The sequence below is a fragment of the Streptomyces sp. NPDC053076 genome (assembly GCF_044546845.1).
Taxonomy (GTDB): domain Bacteria; phylum Actinomycetota; class Actinomycetes; order Streptomycetales; family Streptomycetaceae; genus Streptomyces.
Genome location: NZ_JBITZL010000001.1, coordinates 888,975 through 911,369 on the forward strand (window position 1 = coordinate 888,975; position 22,395 = coordinate 911,369).

Sequence of the window (22,395 nt, forward strand, 5' to 3'; positions counted from 1 at the left end):
GGGCCGGTTCAGCCCTCGTCCGAGGGGAGTGCGAGCGTCCGGGTCAGCACCCGGACGCCCGGCGCGCGGACCGTGACGCAGGCGATCACGTCGTCCCGGACGGCGAGATCGGTCAGCGACCAGGCGGAGACGTCACCGCACTCTCGCGGAAGGGACACCACAGCGCCGTGGGCCGTCGTGACGATGCCGCGCAGGTTCGTGGCGAGTCCGGTGCCCAGGGCCTTCGCCACGGCTTCCTTACGGGTCCAGAAGCGGAGCAGCTGCGCGTCCCTGAGCGGTTCCGGCAGTTCGTCCACGGCCCGCTGTTCGGCTTCGGACAGGGCCGCCCGGGCCAGCGCGCCGCGGTCGGCCGGCGGCCGCAGCCGCTCGACGTCGACGCCGACCGGAGCGTCCCACGACAGGGCGGCCGCCACCACGGCCTCGGCGTGACTGAGGCTCACATGGAGGCCGCCGGGGTCGACGAGCAGCGGGCGCCCCCGGCTGTCGCGCTCCCAGACCTGCCGGTCCGGCGGACATGACGTGTGCTCCGCGACCAGGTGCCGGCCGACCATACGTGCGGTGGCCCGCGCCCGGCGATAGCGGCGGGCGCGCTGTTCCAGGCTGAGCGGCTCGCCTCCGGGCGCCGCCGCGCCCACCGCCACCCAGACGGCGACGTGTCCGGAGCCCGCGAGGTGCGGCTCACCCATCGGTCGCCCCCTCCGGTATCCCACGGGATCCCGATGCCGAAATTGCGGAAGATCATTGTAGAGCAAGGAATATCTTCAATGGCAGAACGACCGCTGACGAGCCCGTACGCCACGCCGATCGCCGTCGTCGGCATCGGCTGCCGGTTCCCCGGCGGCGCCCGTGATCTCGACTCCTTCGGTGCGGCGCTCCGGTCCGCGACCACCGTCTTCCGGGACGTGCCCGCGACCCGCTGGGACCGCGCGGACACCGACCCGGGCGGCTCCGGTTCCGGCACGGCCAGCCATGTCGGAGGCTTCCTGGAGGAGATCGACCGGTTCGACGCCTCCTACTTCGGGATCTCGCCACGCGAGGCGAGCGCGATGGATCCCCAGCAACGGCTGATGCTGGAGGTGGCCTGGGAGGCGATGAGCGACTCCGGGCGGCCCGCGGACGCCTGGCGCGGCACACGCACCGGGGCGTTCTTCGGGATGTTCGCCCACGACTACGCCACGCTGCACACCAAGACGCTCGGCATCCAGGGCATCGGGCCGCACTATGCCAGCGGGAACGAGTTCAGCTTCGCGGCGGGACGGCTGGCCTACACCTTCGACCTGCACGGGCCCATGGCCGCGCTCACCACCACCTGCTCCTCCTCCCTGCTCGCGGTGCACCTGGCGAGTCAGAGCCTGCGGTCCGGTGAGACCGACATGGCCCTGGCCGGTGGCGTCAGCCTGATGATCACGCCCGAACTGAGCGTCTTCATGAGCAGGATCGGCGCGATCTCGCCGACCGGGCGGTGCCGTCCGTTCGCGGCCGACGCCGACGGCATCCTCCGCGGTGACGGCTGCGGCGTCCTCGTGCTGAAGCGGCTGCCCGACGCCCTCGCCGACCAGGACCGGATCTACGCGGTCCTCCGCGCGTCGGTGGCCAACCACGACGGCCGCAGCCTCGGCATCACGGCACCCAACGGCGCCGCCCAGGCCGAACTGCTGCGCACCGCCCTCGGCACCGCGGGGATCGGCCCGTCGGACCTCGACTACGTGGAGGCCCACGGCACCGGGACCCCGCTCGGTGACCAGGTCGAGCTCATGGCGCTGAACGAGGTCTACGGCAGGGACCGGGACCCGGGCCGTCCGCCGCTCTACGTGGGCTCCAACAAGGCGGTGTTCGGGCACACCGACGGCGCGGCCGGAGTCGCCGGTCTGCTCAAGGGCCTCTGGGTCATCAACGCGCGGGAGGTGCCCGCCCAGCCCGATCCCGGCCGGCTGACCTCGGCGGTCCCCTGGGACCGCGGCACGCTGGCGGTGCCGCTCAGCACGGTCGGCCTCGCGGAGACGGACCGGCCGGTCCGCGTCGGGGTGAGCTCCTCCGGGCTCAGCGGCACGAACGTCCATGTGATCGCGGAAGGCGTCGAGCCCGCCGGAGCCGAGCCGGCGGCCGGTCGTCCGGCCGGCCCCTACGTGCTGCTCGCCTCGGCCCACCACCGGACCGGCCTGGCCGACCAGGTGGCCCGGATGGGGGAGCGGGTGACCGCGGAAGCCGACGGACTCGGCGACCTCATCGCCTCCGCCGCCACCCGGCGGACCCACGAGCGGCACCGGTTCGCCGCCGTCGCGGCGGGACCGGAGGAACTGGCGGCGGCGCTGGGCGACATCGAGGAGGCACCCGACGGCGCCTACGTCGGCGCCGTGGACCCCGAGGGCATCCCCGAGCCGGTGTTCGTGTACTCGGGTCAGGGCGCGCAGTGGGCGGGCATGGCGGTGGACCTGTACGACGCCTCGCCCGTGGTCCGCGACGCCCTCGACGAGTGCGACGCGCTGATCCGGCGGGACGCGCGCTGGTCGCTGATCGACGAGCTGCGGCGCGGCGAGCAGGACAGCAGGCTCGACCGGACCGACATCGCCCAACCGGCCCTGCTCGCCGTGCAGATGGCGGTGACGAGCTGGCTGGCCGCCTGCGGCGTCCGGCCCCAGGCCGTGGTCGGACACAGCGTCGGGGAGATCGCCGCCGCACACACGGCGGGCGTGATCTCCCGGGCCGACGCCGTGCGGCTGGCCGTCCGGCGGGGCGGCATCCTGCAGGAGACGGCGGGCCGGGGCGCCATGCTGGCGGTCCGCGCGGACCGGGAGACGGTCCTGGCGCTGCTGGCCGACACCGGCCTGCCGGTGGTGGTCGCCGCGGTCAACGGGCCGGACGCGGTCGTGCTCAGCGGCCCCGCCGACGCTGTCGGCTCGGCCGCCGCGGCGGCCGAGGCGCGTGGTCTGCGGTGCAAGCGGCTGCCCGGCGGCTACGCGTTCCACAGCCCGGTGGTGGCCGAGTGCGGCCCGCGGCTGCGGGAGGCCCTGGCCGGTCTCACCGCCGCCACGCCCTCGCTGCGGATGATCTCCAGCGTGCTGCCGGACGATCCGGACGTGTGCTTCGACGCCGGCTACTGGGAACGCAATCTCACCGACCCCGTGCTCCTGTGGCCCGCGATCGACGGGCTGCTCGCCGAGGGCGACCGGGCGTTCGTCGAGATCGGCCCGCACCCCACGCTGATCCGGCAGCTCGCGGACGCCGTCCGCCACCGCCGGCGCCGGGGGCCGGCGGTGGCCACGCTGCGCCGCGGCGAATCCGGGCTGCTCGCCCTGCACAAGACGGTCGCGCAGCTCCATGTCGGCGGCGTCGACGTGGACTGGACGAAGATCACCGGGACTCCGGGCCGGTACCGGACGCTGCCGGTGCCCTCCTGGGGCGGCGACCGGTACTGGCTGCCGGGGGTCGAGCCCGGTGAGCAGGGGCGCGGGTCGGCGGGCGTGGCACCGGCGCAGGTACGCCTGAGCCTGCTCGACGGCGACGGCCGGGTGATCAGCGAGATGGTCGCGCACCCGGTGGACGACGCCGTCCCCGGCATCAGCGGTACGGCGGCCGTACCGAGCGCCGAGGCCCGCGTGGAGGCGGTATCGGCCCCCGCGCCCGCGCCTGCCGGGAAGCCGCAGGTGGACGGCGATTCGTCGCGGCGCGTCGAGGAACATGTCGCGGCGGTGCTCGGCCTCTCGGCCGACCAGCCGTTGGCGCGGCGGCGCGGCCTGTTCGACCAGGGCCTGGACTCGCTCACCGCCGTCGAGCTGCGGGACCGCCTGGCCGCCGAGTTCGGCCTGGAGCTGCCCACCACGATCGTCTTCGAGAAGCCGACCGTCGAGGCCCTGAGCGAGTTCCTGGCGGACGCCGCCCCGCAGGCACCCGGCCAGAACCCGGCGACCTCCCCGGCCCTCCCGTCCGGCGGCGCGACGGACGACGACGGGACGCCGGACGACGCCGTCGCGGTGATCGGCATGGCGTGCCGGCTGCCCGGCGCGAACTCCCCCGAGGAGTTCTGGGCACTGCTGGCCGAGGGCCGTCACGCCGTCCGCGACATGCCGGCCGGCCGCCGGACAGACCCGATCTGGGCGGAGACCGGCCCGGGCGTCCCGCTGCGCGGCGGCTTCCTCGACGAGGTGGAGGGCTTCGACGCGGAGTTCTTCCGTGTCTCGCCGCGCGAGGCGAAGTCACTCGATCCGCAGCACCGCCTGCTTCTCGAGGTCGCCTGGGAGGCACTGGAGGACGCCGGGCAGCCCGCGCCCACGCTGGACGGCCGGGCCGCGGGTGTCTATTTCGGCCTCAACACCGCCGACTACCAGCAGCTGCTCACCCGCGACATGGCCGACGTCGACCACTTCTACGGGACCGGCACGACGTTCGCCGCGGCCGTCGGACGTCTGTCGTACTTCCTCGGGCTGAGCGGCCCCAGCATCGCCGTCGACACCGCATGCTCCTCCTCCCTCACCGCCGTCCACCTGGCCTGTCAGGGCCTGCGTCAGGGGGACTGCGAGATCGCCGTCGTGGGCGGGGCGAACGTGATCGTCGCCCCCACGGTGTCGGTCTCCATGGCGGGGGCCGGCGCCCTGGCCGCCGACGGCCGGTGCAAGACCTTCGACGACGCGGCCGACGGCTACGGCCGCGGCGAAGGGGCGGCCGCGCTCATCCTCAAGCCGCTCGGCGCGGCGAAGCGGGACGGTGACCGCGTCTACGCGGTGATCCGCGGCACCGCGGTCAACCAGGACGGCGCCAGCGGCGGCATGACCGTTCCCAGCGCGTCCGCGCAGGTCGCCGTGATCAAGCGGGCGGTCGAGGCCGCGGGCTGGGCACCGCGCGACATCGACTACGTCGAGGCCCACGGCACCGGTACGCCCCTCGGCGACCCGATCGAGGTCCGCGCCCTCGCCGAGGCCCTGGGAACCGGCCGCGCGCCGGATGAGGCCCTGCTGATCGGCGCCGCCAAGGCCAGCATCGGACATCTGGAGGCAGCGGCCGGCGTCACCGGGCTGCTCAAGGTGGTCCTCGCGCTCCACCACGGGGAGCTTCCCCCGCACCCGCTGAACCGGCCCTCGACACGCATCGACTGGGACAGGCTGCCGGTCTCGGTGGTGACCGACCGCCGGCGGTGGCCGCTCCGCGACCACCCGCGACGGGCCGGCGTGAGCTCGTTCGGATTCAGCGGCAGCAACGCGCACGTCGTCGTCGAACAGCCACCGCGGGCCCCGGAGCCGGCGGCGGTTCCGCCGCGCCGGGCACCCTACGTCCTGATGGTCACCGCGGCGGCCGAGCCGGCGCTGCGCCAGGCGGCGGCACGCCTCGCGGGCCGCCTGCGCCGGACTCCGGCAGACCTGGACGACATCGTCTTCACCGCCGCCTACCGCCGCACCTGGCTGGGCCACCGGCTCGCCGTCACCGGCCAGGACGCCGCCGCCCTCGCCGCGGCCCTGGAGACGGCGGCACGAGGCGACAGCACGCCCGCCGCCCGGCAGGGACAGGTGTCCGAGGGGGCGGACCGCACCGTCGGGTTCTGGTTCGGAGCCGAACCCCCGTCGGCCGCCCTGCGCGACCGGCTGGCCGAACTGCCCGAGTACGCCGGGGCGCTGCGCTCCAGCGCCGAACGCCTCACCGCGCTGACCGGGACGACCGTCGACCCGTTCGCCGAGCCGTCGACCGACCAGCCGGCGGCCTACCTGCTGTGTCACCAGGTCGCGGCGGCCAGGATGTGGGCCACCGTCGGGCTGGCGCCGCAGACCGTGATCGGTGCGGGCGCGGGCCAGTTGGGTGCCGCCTGGGCGGCGGGACGGCTGGACCTGGACGACGCGCTGCGCCTCGCCGCCGGACAGGCGGCCGGCGTCGGACTCCGGCCCGCCCGCACACCCGAGATGTCGGCGGACGGCGAAGGCCCCGCCATGACCCCGGACGACCTGATGCGCCGTGCCCGCCGCGGCGTGCCCGCCGACCGGCCGGAGGGCCTTGCCGAGGACATCGCGGCCGGAGGCGTGCACGCGCTCGTCGACGTCCTGCCGCAGGACCTGCCCGAGGAGCTGGCCGGCCGGTTCGGGGTGACGACGGCTGCCGGCGACCCGGTGGACCGGCTCGCCGGCACCGCGGCGGAACTCTTCGTGACCGGCGCCGCCCCCGCTCCGGCCAAGGCGTCGCGCCGACCGGTCAGCCTGCCCGGCTATCCGTGGCAGCGCCGCCGCTACTGGTACCGCGAGGCCGTCGGCCTCCCCGGCGACCGGCCGACGATCCCGTGGACGATGTCCGCCGCCAGCGCCACCGGCCTGCGGGCACGTGCCGCCGCGGTACGGGACTTCACGGCACGCAGCCAGGACCTCAGCCCCCTCGGAGTGGGATCCTCCCTCGCCGCACTGCCGCGCTCGGCCGCCCACCGTGCCGTCGTCCTGGCCGGCGATGCCGGGGGCTTCGGCGACGGGCTGACCGCGCTCGCCCAGGGCCGGACCGCGGCGAACCTGATCCAGGGCACGGTAGGCGACGATCCGAGGACCGCCCTGGTGTTCCCGGGCCAGGGCGCTCAGTGGCCGGGGATGGCCGCGGAACTCATGGCGGCCGAGCCGGCCTTCGCCGAGCAGATGCGCGCGTGCGGGGAGGCGCTGGCCGAATTCACCGACTGGTCGCTCGGCGCGGTGATCGGTGGCGAGCCCGGCGCGGCGTCGCTCGACCGGGTCGACGTCGTCCAGCCCACGCTCTTCGCGGTGATGGTCTCGCTGGCCGGACTCTGGCGCTCCTACGGGGTCACGCCCGCGGCCGTGGCCGGTCACTCGCAGGGCGAGATCGCCGCCGCGTACATCGCCGGCGCCCTGTCGCTGCGGGACGCGGCCCGTGTCGTGGCGCTGCGCAGCGCCGAACTGGCGCAGCTGTCCGGCCAGGGCGGCATGGCCTCGGTCGCCCTCGGCGCGGAGGCCGTCACCACCCTGCTGGGCCGTTTCGCGGGCCGTCTGTCGATCGCCGCGGTCAACGGTCCGAGCAGCGTCGTGGTGGCCGGCGAGGTCGGCGCCCTGGAGGAACTGGCGGACGTCTGCGAACGCGACGGCGTCCGGTTCCGGCGCGTCGATGTGGACTACGCCTCGCACTCGCCGCACGTGGAGCAGATCCGCGAGCGGCTCGGGCACGTCCTCAAGGGGATCACGCCCCGTCCGGGGCAGGTGCCGTTCTACTCCTCGGCCACCGGTGGCCTGCTGGACACCACCGAACTCGGCGCGGAGTACTGGTACCACAGCCTCCGCGAGCGCGTGCGTTTCGAAGAGGCGGTCCAGGCGCTGCTCGCGGACGGCCACAACCTGTTCATCGAGGCCAGCCCGCACCCGGTGCTCACACCGGCGATCGAGGAGACGGTCGAGCACGCGGGGAGCGGCGCGCGGGCACTGGGCACGCTGCGCAGGAACGACGGCGGCACCGGACGCTTCCTGACCTCCCTCGCCGAGGCGTACACACAGGGCGCCGACGTGGACTGGCCGCCGGTCTTCGCCGGGCACGACACGGAACCGGCCGCGATCCCCGACCTCGCCGGTCACGAACTCGACGCCTGGCGCTACCGCGTCGACTGGCGGGCCGCCGCCGATCCCGCGGAGCCGCCGCTGAGCGGACAGTGGCTGGTCCTGGCTCCCGGCACCGGCCCGGGACGGGAGTGCGCGCAGGCCGTGTGCGCGGCCCTCTCCGCACGGGGCGTGGACGTGCGACAGCTCACCCTCGACCCGGCGCGCGACGGCCGGGAGCACATCGCCGGCCTGCTCCGTGACGAGGCCGCCGCGGCCGCGGCGGGTGTGCTGTCGCTGCTGGCGATGGACGAACGCCCGCACCGGGAGTTCCCGGACGTCCCCGCGGGCACGTCCGCCACCCTGGCCCTCGTCCAGGCGCTGGGCGACGTGCAGGCGGACATCCCGATGTGGCTGGTGACCAGCGGCGCGGTCTGCGTGGACGGCGGTGACCTGCACTCGCCCACGCAGGCCCAGGTCTGGGGCATGGGGCGGGTGGCCGGCCTGGAGTCCCCGCAACGCTGGGGCGGCCTGATCGACCTGCCCGCCGCACCCGGCGAGGAGACGCTCGCGCGGCTGTGCGCGGTGCTGGGCGGTGGTCTGGGCGCGGAAGACCAGGTGGCCGTACGGGACAGCGGTGTGCACGTGCGACGGCTGGTGCGTGACCCGGTGGCCGACCGGCCCGCGGCACGGACCTGGCAGCCGGGCGGCAGCGTGCTGATCACCGGGGGTACCGGCCGGCTCGGCCGGCGTCTGGCCCGGTGGCTGGCGGCCTGCGGTGCGGAACACGTCATCCTCGCCGGCCGGCGGGGCCGGAACGCACCGGGCGTGGCCGAACTCGAGGCGGACCTCGTGCGATCCGGCACCTCGGTGACGACGGTGGCCTGCGACGTGGCCGACCGCGCCGCGATGGAGAGCCTGCTGCGCGAGGCCCGGACGGCGGGGCGGCCGGTCCGCACCGTCCTGCACGCGGCGGTCGTCCCCGAGCCCGGCCCGCTGTCCGGGACGACACCCGCGCGGCTCGCCGACACGCTGCGCGCCAAGGTGACGGGTGCGCGAGTCCTGGACGAACTGCTGAGCGAGGACTCGGTGGACGCCTTCGTCCTGTTCTCCTCCGTGGCGGGCGTCTGGGGTGCGGCCGACAACGGCGTGTTCGCGACCGCCGACGCGTATCTGGACGCACTGGCCGTCCAGCGCCGCGCCAGGGGCCAGGCGGGCACCACCGTCGCCTGGAGCTTCTGGAACGCCTTCGGAGAAGACGCCGACGACCCGGCGGTGCGGGACATGTTCACCAGCCAGTCGGAACGGCAGGGCCTGCCGCTCCTGGATCCCGGGCAGGCGCTGCGGGCGCTGCGGCACGTGCTCGACCGGGACGAGACGTCCGTGGCCGTCGCCGATGTGGAATGGGAGCGGTTCGCCCCGCTCTACACGGCGGCCCGCCCCCGGCCGCTCCTCGACGAACTGCCGGACGCCCAGGGCGTCGCGGGCGGGGCGGCGGGGCAGGGCGAGCAGGAGGCGGGGGAGAGCGCTCTCGTCCGGCTGCTGGCGCGGACGGCCGAGTCCGAGCGCGAGTGGGCGGTGCTGGACCTGGTCCGGACCGAGGCCGCGGCCGTGCTGGGGTACGGCCGTGCGGACGACGTGGACCCGGACAGGCCCTTCAGCGAGATGGGGTCGGACTCCGTCACAGCGGTCGAGTTCCGGACCCGGCTGAACGCGGCCACGGGGCTGCGCCTGCCGGCTTCCCTCGCGTTCGACTACCCCACCGCCGCGGCCGTCGCCGGCTACCTGCTCGAGCTCACCCCCGGTGAATCGGCCGCACCGGCCGTGGTCTCGGAGAACACCGCGGCCGTCGACGAGCCGATGGCGATCGTGGGCATGTCGTGTCGGCTGCCCGGGGGTGTGACCTCGCCGGAGGAGTTCTGGCAGCTGCTGGCCGAGGGCCGGGACGCGGTCTCCGGGTTCCCGACGGACCGGGGCTGGGACCTGGCCGGGCTGTTCGATCCCGACCCGGATCACCTGGGGACGTCGTACGTCCGCGAGAGCGGGTTCCTGGACCGGGTGGCGGAGTTCGACGCGGAGTTCTTCGGGATCTCCCCGCGCGAGGCGGTGACCATGGATCCCCGGCAGCGGCTGCTGCTGGAGACCTCCTGGGAGCTGTTCGAGAACGCCGGACTGGATCCGCTGAGCCTGAAGGGCAGCCGGACCGGGGTGTTCGTCGGCGCCGGTCCGACGGACTACGCGACCGGGGCGCCGCTGGCGCCGCGCAGCGCCGAGGGATACGCGGTGACCGGCAGCACACCGGCCGTGATATCGGGGCGCGTGTCGTACTTCTTCGGGCTGGAGGGCCCGGCGATAACGATCGACACGGCGTGCTCCTCGTCCCTGGTGGCGCTGCACATGGCGTGCCAGGCGCTGCGGGCGGGTGAGTGCTCGATGGCGGTGGCCGGCGGGATCTCGGTGATATCGAGCCCGAAGGTGTTCGTCGAGTTCAGCCGGCAGCGCGCGCTGTCGACGGACGGGCGGTGCAAGGCGTTCGCCGACGCCGCGGACGGAACCGGGTTCGCCGAAGGACTCGGCCTGCTGCTGGTCGAACCGCTGTCGCAGGCCCGGCGCCACGGCCATGAGGTGCTCGCGGTGATCCGGGGCTCGGCGGTGAACCAGGACGGTGCGTCGAACGGGCTGACGGCACCGAACGGGCCGTCCCAGCAACGGGTGATCCGCCAGGCGGTGGCGAACGCCGGCCTGTCGCTGCGTGACGTGGACGCGGTGGAGGCGCACGGGACGGGGACGACGCTCGGGGACCCGATCGAGGCCCAGGCGTTGCTGGCGACGTACGGGCAGGACCGGCCCGACGGCAGGCCGGTCCTGCTGGGGTCGGTGAAGTCGAACATCGGCCATACGCAGGCGGCGGCGGGCGCGGTCGGCGTGATGAAGATGGTGCTGGCGATGCGCCATGGGGTGGTGCCCGCGACGTTGCACGTCGATGAGCCGAGCCGGAACGTGGACTGGTCGGCCGGTGAGGTCGAGTTGGCGGTGAAGGCGGTGCCGTGGCCCGACGGCGGGCATCCGCGGCGCGCGGGGGTCTCCGCGTTCGGCGTCAGCGGCACCAACGTCCACCTCGTCCTCGAGGAACGGCCGGCTCAGCCGCCGGAGCGGGAAGACGACACCGAGCCCGGTCCGGCGGCCCCGCCGGTCCCCTGGCCCGTCTCGGCGGCGTCCCCGGCTTCGCTGCGGCAGCAGGCCGACAGGCTGCGCCTGCTGCTCGCGGACGGGACCGGCCTGCGGCCGCGCGACATCGGCTGGAGCCTGGCCGCCACCCGGGCGGCGCTGCCGCACCGCGCCGTGGTGCTCGGAGCCGGCCGGGACGACCACCTTCGCCGGCTCACCCTGCTGGCCGCCGGCGAGCCGGACCCCGCGCTGGTGTGCGGCACCGCACGGCGCAAGCCACGGGTCGTCTTCGTCTTCCCCGGACAGGGCAGCCAGTGGTCCGGGATGGCCGCCGAACTGCTCGACACCTCACCGGAGTTCGCCGACTGCATCCGCGAGTGCGAGCAGGCGCTGGCTCCGTACACCGACTGGTCGCTGACCGAGGTGCTCCGCCGGGCGGACGGCGCGCCCGGCCTGGAACGGGTCGACGTGGTGCAGCCCGCCCTGTTCGCGGTGATGGTCTCGCTGGCCCGCCTGTGGCAGCACCACGGCGTGAGCCCCGCGGCGGTGGTCGGGCACTCCCAGGGCGAGATCGCCGCCGCCTACGTGGCCGGCGCCCTGTCACTGGAGGACGCCGCCAAGGTGGTGGCGGTGCGGGCGGCGGCACTGGCCCGGCTGACCGGCTCCGCGGGAATGGCGTCGCTGCACGCCGACGAGCAGCAGGCGGCGACGCTCCTGGCCCCATGGCAGGGGCGGGTGTCGATCGCGACCGTCAACAGCCCCTCGCAGGTCGTCGTGGCCGGTGACACCGACGCACTGGACGAGCTGACCGCCGAGTGCGAACGGCGCGGGATCCGGATCCGGCGGATCGAGGTCAGCTACGCCTCACACTCGCCGCAGGTCGAGCCGATGCGCGACGACCTCCTGACGAAGCTGGACGGAATCACCCCCCGGCGCGCGCGGATACCGTTCTACTCCGCGGTGACCGGAGAGCCGGCCGACACCACCGAACTGGACGCGGAGTACTGGTACCGCAACCTGCGCGAACCGGTGCTGTTCGCGCACGCCACCCGGAAGCTGCTGGACAACGGCTTCACCATGTTCGTGGAGGCGAGCCCGCACCCGGTGCTGACCGGCGCGGTGCTGGACACGGCCACCTCGGCGGACGACGCCGCCGAGCCGGTCACGGTGGGCTCCCTGCGCCGTGACGAAGGCGGCATGGGCCGGTTCGCCGCCTCGCTGGCCGAGGCATGGGTGAACGGCGCGGACCTGGACTGGGCCACGCTGATCCCCGGCGGCAGGCGGGTCCCGCTGCCTACCTACGCCTTCGACCAGCAGCGGTTCTGGATGGACGACGAGAGCGCCGCCGTGGACCCGGCAGCCCTCGGCGTGACGACGCCGGACCACCCGCTGCTCGGTGCCGCGGTGGAACTGGCGGACAGCGGCGGACTGGTGCTCACCGGGCGGCTGTCGGCCGGCACCCGGCCGTGGCTGGCCGATCACGCGGTCAACGGAGTCGCGCTGCTGCCGGGGACGGGATTCGCCGAGCTGGCCCTGCGAGCCGGTACCGAGGCAGGCTGCCCACAGGTCGAGGAACTGACCCTCGAAGCACCGTTGCTGCTGTCCGGCGATGATCCGGTGAGCCTGCAACTGGTGGTGGGCCCGCCCGACGGTTCCGGGCACCGGCCACTGGCCGTCTACTCCCGGCCGGACGGGGAGAACAGCCAGGGCGGTGACTGGACGCGGCACGCGTCGGCGGTCCTGGCGCCCGCCGGTGACACCGCCCCGGCCTCCCTGACCGCCTGGCCGCCGCCCGGCGCCGAGCCGGTGCCGATGGACCCGGACGCCTTCTACGCGGCGGGAGCGGAGGCCGGCTACACCTACGGGCCGTCGTTCCAGGGCCTGGCCCGCGCGTGGCGGCGCGGCGAGGACGTCTACGCCGAGGTGTCGCCGCCCGCCCAGGTGCAGGACGAGGCGGACCGGTACGGCATGCACCCCGCGCTGCTCGACGCGGCGCTGCACGCGATGGTGCTCGCCCCGTCCGCCGAACAGGGCGACGGCCAGGGCAGGACCGTGCGGCTGCCGTTCAGCCTGGCGGGCGTGTCGCTGTTCGCGCCCGGTTCGCGCACCCTGCGCGTGCGCATCTCGCCGGCCGGTCCGGGCGCGGTGGCACTGACCGCGGCGGACGAGACCGGCGCCCCGGTTCTGGCGATCGAACGCCTGGTGACCCGGCCGGTTCCGGTCGAGCAGCTCTCCATGGCCGCGAGCCCGGCCGACCGTTCCCTGTTCCAGCTGGACTGGGTCCCGCTGCCGACGCCCAAGACCCGTGTCGGCGGCGACTGGGCCGTGATCGGACGGGACACCTTCGGCCTGGCCGACTCGCTGCCGGCGTCGGGGATCCCGTTCCACTCCCATCCCGATGTGGCCGCCCTGCTCAGCGCGCTGGCCGACGGCACGCCGTCCCCCGGCATCGCGGTGCTCCCCTGCGCGACGGGGGACGGCGCCGGCCTGCCCGGTTCGGTCTTCGACCTGACCAGCACGGTGCTGCACGACGTCCAGTCCTGGCTGGCCGACGACCGGACGGTCGACACGCGGCTGGTCGTGGTCACCCGCCGGGCGCTCCCGGTCGGTGAGCCCGACGACGTGCACGACCTCGCCGCGGCGCCGGTGTGGGGGCTGGTCCGCTCGGCGCAGGCCGAGAACCCGGGCCGGATCGTCCTCGTCGACCTGGACGAGCACGACAGCACGGCCGCGCTCGCGCATGCGCTGGCCGGCGACGAGCCGCAGATCGCGATCCGGCGGGGCGCGCTGCTCGTCCCCAGGCTGGCGGCGACGGGTTCGCCGCAGGGCAGGCTGACCCCGCCGCCCGGCGGCAGGTGGCGGCTCGAACCGGACCCGGCCGGCGTCCTGGACGCCATGACGGTGGCGGCGTGTCCGGAGACCGGCGAGCCCCTGGCGGCCGAACAGGTACGGGTACGGGTCCGTGCGGCCGGGATCAGCTTCCACGATCTCCTGGTCGCTCTGGGACTGCCCCCGGACGACGGCCTGTTCATCGGCGGTGAAGGTGCCGGCGTGGTCCAGGCGGTCGGTTCCGGCGTGACCGGGCTGAGGCCCGGGGACAGGGTCCTGGGGCTGATGCCGCGCGCGTTCGGCACCGAGACGGTCACCGACCACCGCTGGCTGGTCCCGATCCCCGAGGACTGGTCGTTCGAGCAGGCGGCCGCGGTCCCCTCCGCCTTCCTGACCGCCTACTTCGCCCTGAACGACGCGGCGGGCCTGCGCCCCGGGCAGCGGGTCCTCATCCACGCGGCGGCCGGCGGAGTCGGCACGGCGGCGGTCCAGATCGCCCGCCACCTCGGCGCCGAGGTGTTCGCCACGGCCGGCCCGGCCAAGCACGACACGCTGCGGCTCATGGGCCTGGACGACGCCCACATCTCCTCGTCGCGGGACTCCGCGTTCGCCGACCGGGTGCTCGCCGCCACCGGCGGTGCCGGGGTCGACGTGGTCGTCAACTCGCTGACCGGTGACCTCGTCGACGCCTCGCTGCGCCTGCTGCCCAAGGGCGGTCATTTCATCGAGCTGGGAAAGACCGACCGCCGCGACCCGCAGCAGGTCGCCCACGCATGGCCGGGTGTGGTGTACCGGCCGGTGGACCTGGTGCCCGACCTGAGCCCGGAGTCGGTCCGGACCATGCTGACCGATGTCGTCCGGCTGCTGCGGGACGGCGCCGTGCGGCCACTGCCCGTCCGCACCTGGGACGTTCGTGACGCACCCGAGGCGTTCCGTCACATGGCCCAGGCCAAGCACGTCGGCAAGCTGGTACTGACCATCCCGCCCGCTCCCGACCCCGAAGGCACGGTACTGATCACCGGCGGCACCGGAACGCTGGGCGCCCTGGTGGCGAAGCACCTGGTCGGCCCCTGGGGGATGCGCCACATCGTGCTGGCGAGCCGTCAGGGCGCCGACGCGCGGGGCGCCGAGGAACTACGCGCCGAGCTGGCCGGGTCGGGCGCCGACGTGCGGCTGGCCGCCTGCGACATCGCCGACCGCGAGGCCCTGGCGGACCTGCTGGCCGGGATTCCGGCGCAGCACCCGCTCACCGCGGTGGTCCACACGGCGGGCGTGCTGGACGACACGGTGTTCACCTCCCTCACCGGCGAGCGTCTGGCGCCCGTGCTGCGTCCCAAGGTCGATGCCGCCGTGCACCTGGACCAGCTCACCACCGGCTGCGACCTCGGCATGTTCGTCATGTACTCGTCCGCCGCCGGCTTGCTCGGCAATCCCGGTCAGGCCAACTACGGCGCGGCCAACGTGTTCCTCGACACGCTCGCCGCGGTCAGGCGCTCGCGCGGACAGGCCGCCACGTCGATCGCCTGGGGTCTGTGGGCACCCGACAGCGCACTGACGGGCCAGATGAACGCCCTGGACCGCGATCGGCTCTCCAGGTCCGGCGCGCAGGCCATGTCCGCCGCCGACGGCCTCACCCTGTTCGACCAAGCCGCCCAGGGCGGGCAGCCGCTGGTCGTGGCGGCGCACATCGACCGCGAAGCGCTGCGTGCCCAGGACACCCAGGGGACGCTCCCTCCCGTCATGCGCCTGCTGGTGCCGCGCCGCGGCCGGCCGGACCGCACCGCGGGCGGCGGCGCCGCCGCGGGCGAAGCCGGTCAGTACGCCGGGATGTCGGCGGCCGAGCGGCGTCAGGCGCTCGCGCTGCTGGTCAGGAAGCAGGCCGCCGCGGTGCTGGGCCATGGCTCGGTGACCGCGGTGGACGTCGACCGCGGGTTCCTCGAGATGGGATTCGACTCGCTGACCGCCGTCGAACTGCGCAACCGGCTGGCCACGACCACCGGTCTGCGGCTGCCCGCGACCGTCATCTTCGACTGCCCGACGCCCACGGAACTCGCACGCCGGCTCGATGAGCGGCTCACTCCGGTGAGTGACGCCCCGAGCGCGGCGGACGGCGGCGACGACGGCCACCGGCAGCGCGCCGACGACGAGACCAGCACGGTCGACGACATGGACGTGGACGAACTGATCCGCGCCGCGCACGGTGCCGAAGACCACGAGCGGAACTCCGGAGAGTGAAGTCCCGATGAGTGCATCAATCGAACAGATCACCAGCGCGCTGCGGGAATCGGTCAAGGAGACCCGGCGGCTGCGGGCGCGCAACGACGAGCTCGAGGCGACGCTCCGCGAGCCGGTGGCGATCGTGGGCATGGCCTGCCGCCTGCCGGGCGGTGTGACCTCGCCGGAAGGGCTGTGGCGGCTGCTGGCCGAGGGCCGGGACGCGGTGTCCGCGTTCCCGGCGGACCGGGGCTGGGACCTGGGCGGCCTGTACGACCCGGATCCGGATCACCTGGGGACGTCGTACGTCCGCGAGGGCGGGTTCCTGGACGAGGTGGCGGCATTCGACGCGGAGTTCTTCGGGATCTCCCCGCGCGAGGCGCTGGCCATGGATCCGCGGCAGCGGTTGCTGCTGGAGACCTGCTGGGAGCTGTTCGAGGCCGCCGGAGTGGATCCGCAGAGCCTGAAGGGCAGCCGGACCGGGGTGTTCGTCGGTGCCGGCCCCACGGACTACCCGCACGGCGTGGAGGGGTACGCGGTGGCCGGGACCACCCCGAGCATCCTGTCGGGGCGGGTGTCGTACGTGTTCGGGCTGGAGGGCCCGGCGGTGACCGTCGACACGGCCTGTTCGTCGTCCCTGGTGTCGCTGCACCTGGCGTGCCAGGCGCTGCGGGCGGGCGAGTGCTCGATGGCGGTGGCCGGCGGGGTGACCGTGATGTCGAGCCCGCGGGTGATCGTCGAGTTCAGCCGGCAGCGCGCGTTGTCGGCGGACGGGCGGTGCAAGGCGTTCGCCGATGCCGCCGACGGATTCGGGTTCGCCGAGGGCGTCGGCCTGCTGCTGGTCGAACCGCTGTCGCAGGCCCGGCGCCGAGGGCACGAGGTGCTGGCGGTCATCCGGGGCTCGGCGGTGAACCAGGACGGTGCGTCGAGCGGACTGACGGCGCCGAACGGCCCGTCGCAGGAACGGGTGATCCGTCAGGCGGTGGCGAACGCGGGTCTGGCCCTGCGCGATGTGGACGTGGTGGAGGCGCACGGCACGGGCACGACGCTGGGCGACCCGATCGAGGCGCAGGCGCTGCTGGCGACGTACGGGCAGGACCGGCCCGCCGACAAGCCGCTGCTGCTGGGGTCGGTGAAGTCCAACATCGGCCACACACAGGCGACCGCGGGCGCGGCCGGTGTGATGAAGATGGTGCTGGCGATGCGTCATGGGGTGGTGCCCGCGACGCTGCACGTCGATGAGCCGAGCCGTCATGTGGACTGGTCGGCGGGCGAGGTCGAGCTGGCGGTGAAGGCGGTGCCGTGGCCCGACGGCGGGCATCCGCGGCGCGCCGGAGTGTCCTCGTTCGGGGTCAGCGGCACCAACGCCCACCTCATCCTCGAACAGCCGCCCGCCCCCGACGGCGCGTCCCCGGCCGCACGGCCGTCCCCGGCGGGGGACGTCCCGCCGGCGGGGGAGGGCCTGCCGGTGGTGCCGTGGGTGCTGTCGGGGCGGGGTGAGCGGGGCCTGCGCGGGCAGGCCGCCCGGCTGGCGGAGTTCGCCGAGGCCCACCCGGATCTGGACGCGCGCGACACCGCGGGCTCACTGGCCCGGCGCGCGGCACTGTCCCACCGGGCCGTGGTGCTCGGCACCACCCGGACCGAACTGCTCGCCGGGCTGCACGCCCTGGCCGAGGGACAGCCCGCGCCGGGGCTGGTGCGGGGAACGGCACGCGGCCGGTCCGGCGAGGCGGTGCTGGTGTTCCCCGGGCAGGGGTCCCAGTGGCCGGGGATGGCGCTCGGGCTGCTGGAGGCGGCCCCGGTGTTCCGCGACCGGCTCACCGCGTGCGATCGGGCGCTGGCCCCGTTCACCGGCTGGTCGGTGCGCGACGTGCTGCGCGGCGCGCCCGGCGCCCCGGAACTGGAGCGGGTGGACGTCGTCCAGCCGGTGCTGTTCGCGGTCATGGTGTCGCTGGCCGCCCTGTGGGAGCACGCGGGCATCGTGCCCGCGGCCGTCGTCGGACACTCCCAGGGGGAGATCGCCGCCGCCTGCGTGGCCGGCGCGCTGTCCCTGGAGGACGCGGCACGGGTCGTGGCGCTGCGGAGCCGCGCCCTGGTGGCGCTGTCCGGGCAGGGGGCGATGGCGTCGCTGGGTCTGAGCCGGGAGGAGGCCGAGGCGCGGTTGTCCCGGTGGGCCGGCCGGCTGGCGATCGGCGTCGTCAACGGGCCCGGGTCGGTGGTGGTGTCGGGCGACAGCGCCGCGATAGCCGAGCTGGTGGCCGAACACCGGGGCTCCGGGATCCGGATACGGCGGCTCCCGGTCGACTACGCCTCGCACTCGCCGCACGTCGAGCGGATCCGGGACGACGTGCTCGCGCAGCTGAGCGGCATCACCCCGGGCCCCTCGCGGATCCCCTTCTACTCCGCGGTCACCGGTGGGCAGTTGGACACCACCGGGCTCGACGCGGACTACTGGTACCGCAACCTCCGGCAGCCGGTGCGTTTCGACGAGGTCACCCGGACCCTGATCGAGCGCGGGTACGAGCTGTTCGTGGAGGCGAGCCCGCACCCGGTGCTGACCTTGGGGCTGGAGGAGACGATCGCCGCCGCGGACGCCGCGGGTGTCGTCCTCGGCACGCTGCACCGCGACCGCGGCGGCCCGGACGACTTCCTCGGCTCCGTCGCGCAGGCGTACGTCGGCGGCGTGCCGGTCGCCTGGGAGGGCGTGCTCGGCCACCGCGGCAACGCCACCGTCGGCCTCCCGCCGTACGCGTTCCAGCGGCAGCGCTACTGGCAGGACCCCTCCACGCCGTCCGGGGACGCCCTCGGGAAGGCAGGACTGCGCGCCGGTGAGCATCCCCTGCTCGGCGCCGCGATAGATGTCGCCGGCAGCGACGCCGTGGTGCTGTCCGGCCGGCTGTCGCCGCAGACCCACGGATGGCTGGCCGATCACGCGGTCGACGACCAGGTGCTGCTGCCCGGCACGGCGTTCGTGGAGCTGGCGCTGCGCGCCGCGACCGAGACGGGCTGCTCCGGCGTCGAGGAACTGACGCTGGAAGCGCCCATGGCGGTCCCGTCGGCGGGGGCGGTCCAGGTCCAGGTGGTCGCCGGGGCCCCGGACGACTCGGGCAAGCGCCAGGTGACCGTGTACTCGCGGCCCGAGGACACGTCCGTCGACGGTGAATGGACCTCGAACGCCGTCGGCGAGCTGACCGGCTCGCCCCTCGCGGAGGACTTCGGTGACCTCGTGATCTGGCCGCCGGCCGGCGCGGAGCCGCTGCCCACGGACCGCCTCTACGAGGGATACGCGGAGCGCGGATACGCCTACGGATCGGCCTTCCGCGGGATCCGCCGGGCCTGGCGCCTCGGGGACGAGGTGTTCGCCGAGGTCGGCCTGGCCTCCGCGCAGCGCGGCGAAGCCGCGCGGTACGGAGTGCACCCCGCCCTGCTGGACGCGGCGGCACAGGCGGCCGGCGTCCTCATGGCGCAGGAGGGCTCGCCGGCGGGTACGGGACTCTGGCTGCCGTTCGTGTTCAGCGAGGTGGCCCTCGTCACCTCGGGCGCGGCAGACCTGCGGGTCAAGGTGCGCCGTATCGGCCCGGACCGGGTGGCGCTGACCGCCGCCGACCTCGACGGGCGCCCCGTCGTCTCGGTGGGCGCCATCGTCGTACGGCCGGTGTCGGCCCGGCAACTGCGCGCGACGAACACCGGCGCGCTGCGTGACGCGCTGTTCCGGCTCGACTGGGTACCCGCCCCCCGGCCCGCGTCCGGGCCGGGTGCGGACCGGCCGCGCTGGGCGGTCCTGGGCGCGGACGGGACGGCGGTCGGGGAGCGGCTCGGCCGGTCCGGCGCGGTCATCGGCACGTACCGCGACCTGGCCGGGCTCCGCGCGGCGATCACCGGGGGGACTCCCGCGCCCGACCTCGTGGTCTGGTGCGGCCCCGGGCCTGCCGAGCCGTCTCCCGGCGCCGGCGCCGCGGACCTGGCGGCTCGCGTCCGGGCGGTCACCGCGGAGGCGCTGGGCGTGGTGCAGGCGTGGCTGGCGGACGACGACCTCGGCGCCGCCCGCCTGGTGGTCAGGACACAGGGCGCGGTCGCGGCGCACGCCGGGGACGACATCGCGGACCTGGCCTCGGCCGCCGTGTGGGGGCTGCTGCGCACCGCGCAGACCGAACACCCGGGCCGCTTCGTCCTGGTCGACGACGGCACCGGCCCGGACGACGCCGGGTCGGGGGACCTCTGGGCGGCGGCAGCGGCCTGCGGCGAACCCCAGCTCGCCGTCCGCTCCGGCGAGTTGCTGGTGCCGCGACTGGCCCGGGCCGATGGCGGGGAGAGCCTGACGCCGCCTTCCCGCGCGGCCGCCTGGCGCCTGGAATGCGGCGGCACACGGACCCTGGAGGAACTGACGCTCGCGGAGTGCCCGCCGCCGGCCGGCCCGCTCGGGCCGCGCGAGGTACGGGTGGCCGTGCGCGCGGCCGGGCTCAACTTCCATGACGTGGTCGTCGCGCTGGGGCTGATCCCGGATGAGGCGGACCTCGGCGGCGAGGGCGCCGGAACGGTGACCGCCGTCGGCAGCGACGTCACCGACCTGGCGCCCGGGGACCGCGTACTGGGTCTGCTGACCGGTGCGTTCGGCCCGGTCGCGGTGACCGATCACCGGCTGCTCGCCAAGATCCCCGCGCAGTGGTCGTACGAGCAGGCCGCTTCGGTGCCGGTGGCCTTCCTCACCGCGCACTACGCGCTTACCGACCTGGCCGGGCTGCGGCCCGGCGAGTCCGTGCTCGTGCACGCGGGGGCCGGCGGGGTCGGATCCGCGGCGATCCAGCTGGCCAGGCACCGCGGCGCCCGGGTGTTCGCGACCGCGAGCCAGGGCAAGTGGCCGGTTCTGAAGGCCGCCGGGCTGGACGACGCGCACATCGCGTCGAGCCGCACGCTCGACTTCGAGCGGGAGTTCGCCGAAGCGACCGGCGGGCAGGGCGTCGACGTCGTGCTGAACTCGCTGGCCGGGGAGTTCGTCGACGCCTCACTGCGGCTGCTGCGGCCCGGCGGACGCTTCGTCGAGATGGGGAAGACCGACGTCCGCGACGGCGACGACGTCTCCGGCAGCCACCCCGGGATCAGCTACCGGGCGTTCGAACTGGACGAGGCCGGACGGGACCGCATCAAGGACATGCTGTCCGAGATCATGGGCCTGTTCCGCGCGGGTGCGCTGGAGTTGCCGCGGGTGACCGCCTGGGACGTCCGCCACGCGATACCGGCGTTCCGCTACATGAGCCAGGCCCGGCACGTCGGCAAGATCGTGCTGACCGTTCCGCCGGCGCCGGACCCCGAGGGGACGGTGCTCGTCACCGGCGGCACCGGGACGCTGGGCGGCCTGGTCGCGCGTCATCTCGCCGAGCGGGGAGCCAGGCACCTCGTGCTGGTCAGCCGCCGTGGTCCCGAGGCACCCGGTGCGCGGACGATCCACGCCGAACTGGCCGCGCTGGGCGCCCGGGTGGAGATGGTCGCCTGTGACGTCGCCGACCGAGCGGACCTCGCCCGGGTGCTGGCCGCGGTGCCGGCCGATCACCCGCTGACCTCGGTGGTGCACGCCGCCGGAGTCCTCGACGACGGGATCCTGCCCTCGCTCACCCCGGACAAGATCGACACGGTCATGCGGCCCAAGGCCGACGCGGCACTGCACCTGCACGAACTCACCGCGGAGGCCGACCTCGCCGAGTTCGTGATGTTCTCCTCCGGCGCCGGGCTGACCGGCGCTCCGGGGCAGGGCAACTACGCGGCCGCGAACGTGGTCCTCGACGCGCTCGCCGGCCACCGCAGGGCCAGGGGTCTGCCGGCGACGTCGATAGCGTGGGGCCTGTGGGCGGAGACCAGCGGGTTGACCGCCGGCATCACCAGCTCCCACCGGGCCCGGATCACCGGGTACTTCACCCCGCTGCCCACGGAGACGGCGCTGGCGCTCTTCGACGCCGCGCGCGGGTCCGCCGAACCCGTTCTGCTGGCGTCCGTCATCCGCGCGGGCCGGCTGCGGTCCCTCGCCCGTGAGGGTTCGCTTCCGGCGCTCTGGCGTGGACTGATCAACGCGCCGGTCCAGCCCCGGGTCGCGGCGGCCGATCCTGCCGACGGCCTGACGAGGCAGCTGGCCGCGCTGAGCGAGGCCGAGCAGAAGGAGTTCCTGCTCAACCTCGTGCGGTCGCACGCCGCCGTCGCGCTGGGCGCGGGCGACGCGGAGGCACTGGACCCGGACACTCCGTTCCGTGATCTCGGGTTCGACTCCCTCACCGCCGTCGACGTCCGCAACAGGCTGACCGGCGCGACCGGTTGCCGTTTCCCGGCGACGCTGGTCTTCGACCACCCCACTCCGGCCGAACTGGCCGGCTACCTGCGTACCAGGCTCACCTCCGAGGCGGTGCCACGATCCGCTCCGGTGCTCGACGAGATCGAGAGCCTGGAGAAGGCCCTCCTGAACAGCCGGCCCGAGGAGGACCTGCGGGGCAGGATCACCAGGCGCCTGCGGACCCTGCTGAGCCGATGGGACGACGCGCACCCGGAGAGCGGGGCGGCGTCCCCCGACGCGGTGGAGGCCGCCCTCGATTCCGCCACTGACGACGAGCTCTTCGCGCTCATCGACGGAGAACTGCCCGACGCCCTGTGACCGGTACCGCCTCCCGGCAAGGTCTGCCCCCGTTCGCCGCTCCGGCACGGG

General features: G+C 74.9%; 3 protein-coding genes. 2 read left to right on the forward strand and 1 reads right to left on the reverse strand.

The window, feature by feature from the left end:
- Positions 1 to 8: 8 nt before the first annotated feature.
- The gene (locus ACIGYR_RS03580; protein ID WP_391838102.1) at positions 9 to 686 is read right to left on the reverse strand and encodes a 4'-phosphopantetheinyl transferase family protein; all 678 of its coding nucleotides are present in this window, start codon (positions 684 to 686) and stop codon (positions 9 to 11) included.
- Between the two features lie 78 nt (positions 687 to 764).
- Between ACIGYR_RS03580 and ACIGYR_RS03585 the strand changes: the two genes are divergently transcribed.
- Positions 765 to 15,731: an SDR family NAD(P)-dependent oxidoreductase gene (locus ACIGYR_RS03585; protein WP_399602565.1), complete on the forward strand. Its 14,967-nt coding sequence runs from the start codon at positions 765 to 767 to the stop codon at positions 15,729 to 15,731.
- A gap of 7 nt (positions 15,732 to 15,738) precedes the next feature.
- Complete coding sequence (locus tag ACIGYR_RS03590; protein ID WP_399602568.1) at positions 15,739 to 22,344, forward strand: SDR family NAD(P)-dependent oxidoreductase; 6,606 nt, start codon at positions 15,739 to 15,741, stop codon at positions 22,342 to 22,344.
- Positions 22,345 to 22,395 lie beyond the last annotated feature (51 nt).

Excerpts from the sequence above, each read along its gene's own strand:
- ACIGYR_RS03580 (WP_391838102.1), bottom strand. The coding sequence starts at position 686 with ATGGGTGAGCCGCACCTCGCGGGCTCCGGACACGTCGCCGTCTGGGTG.
- ACIGYR_RS03585 (WP_399602565.1), top strand. The coding sequence starts at position 765 with ATGGCAGAACGACCGCTGACGAGCCCGTACGCCACGCCGATCGCCGTC.
- ACIGYR_RS03590 (WP_399602568.1), top strand. The coding sequence starts at position 15,739 with ATGAGTGCATCAATCGAACAGATCACCAGCGCGCTGCGGGAATCGGTC.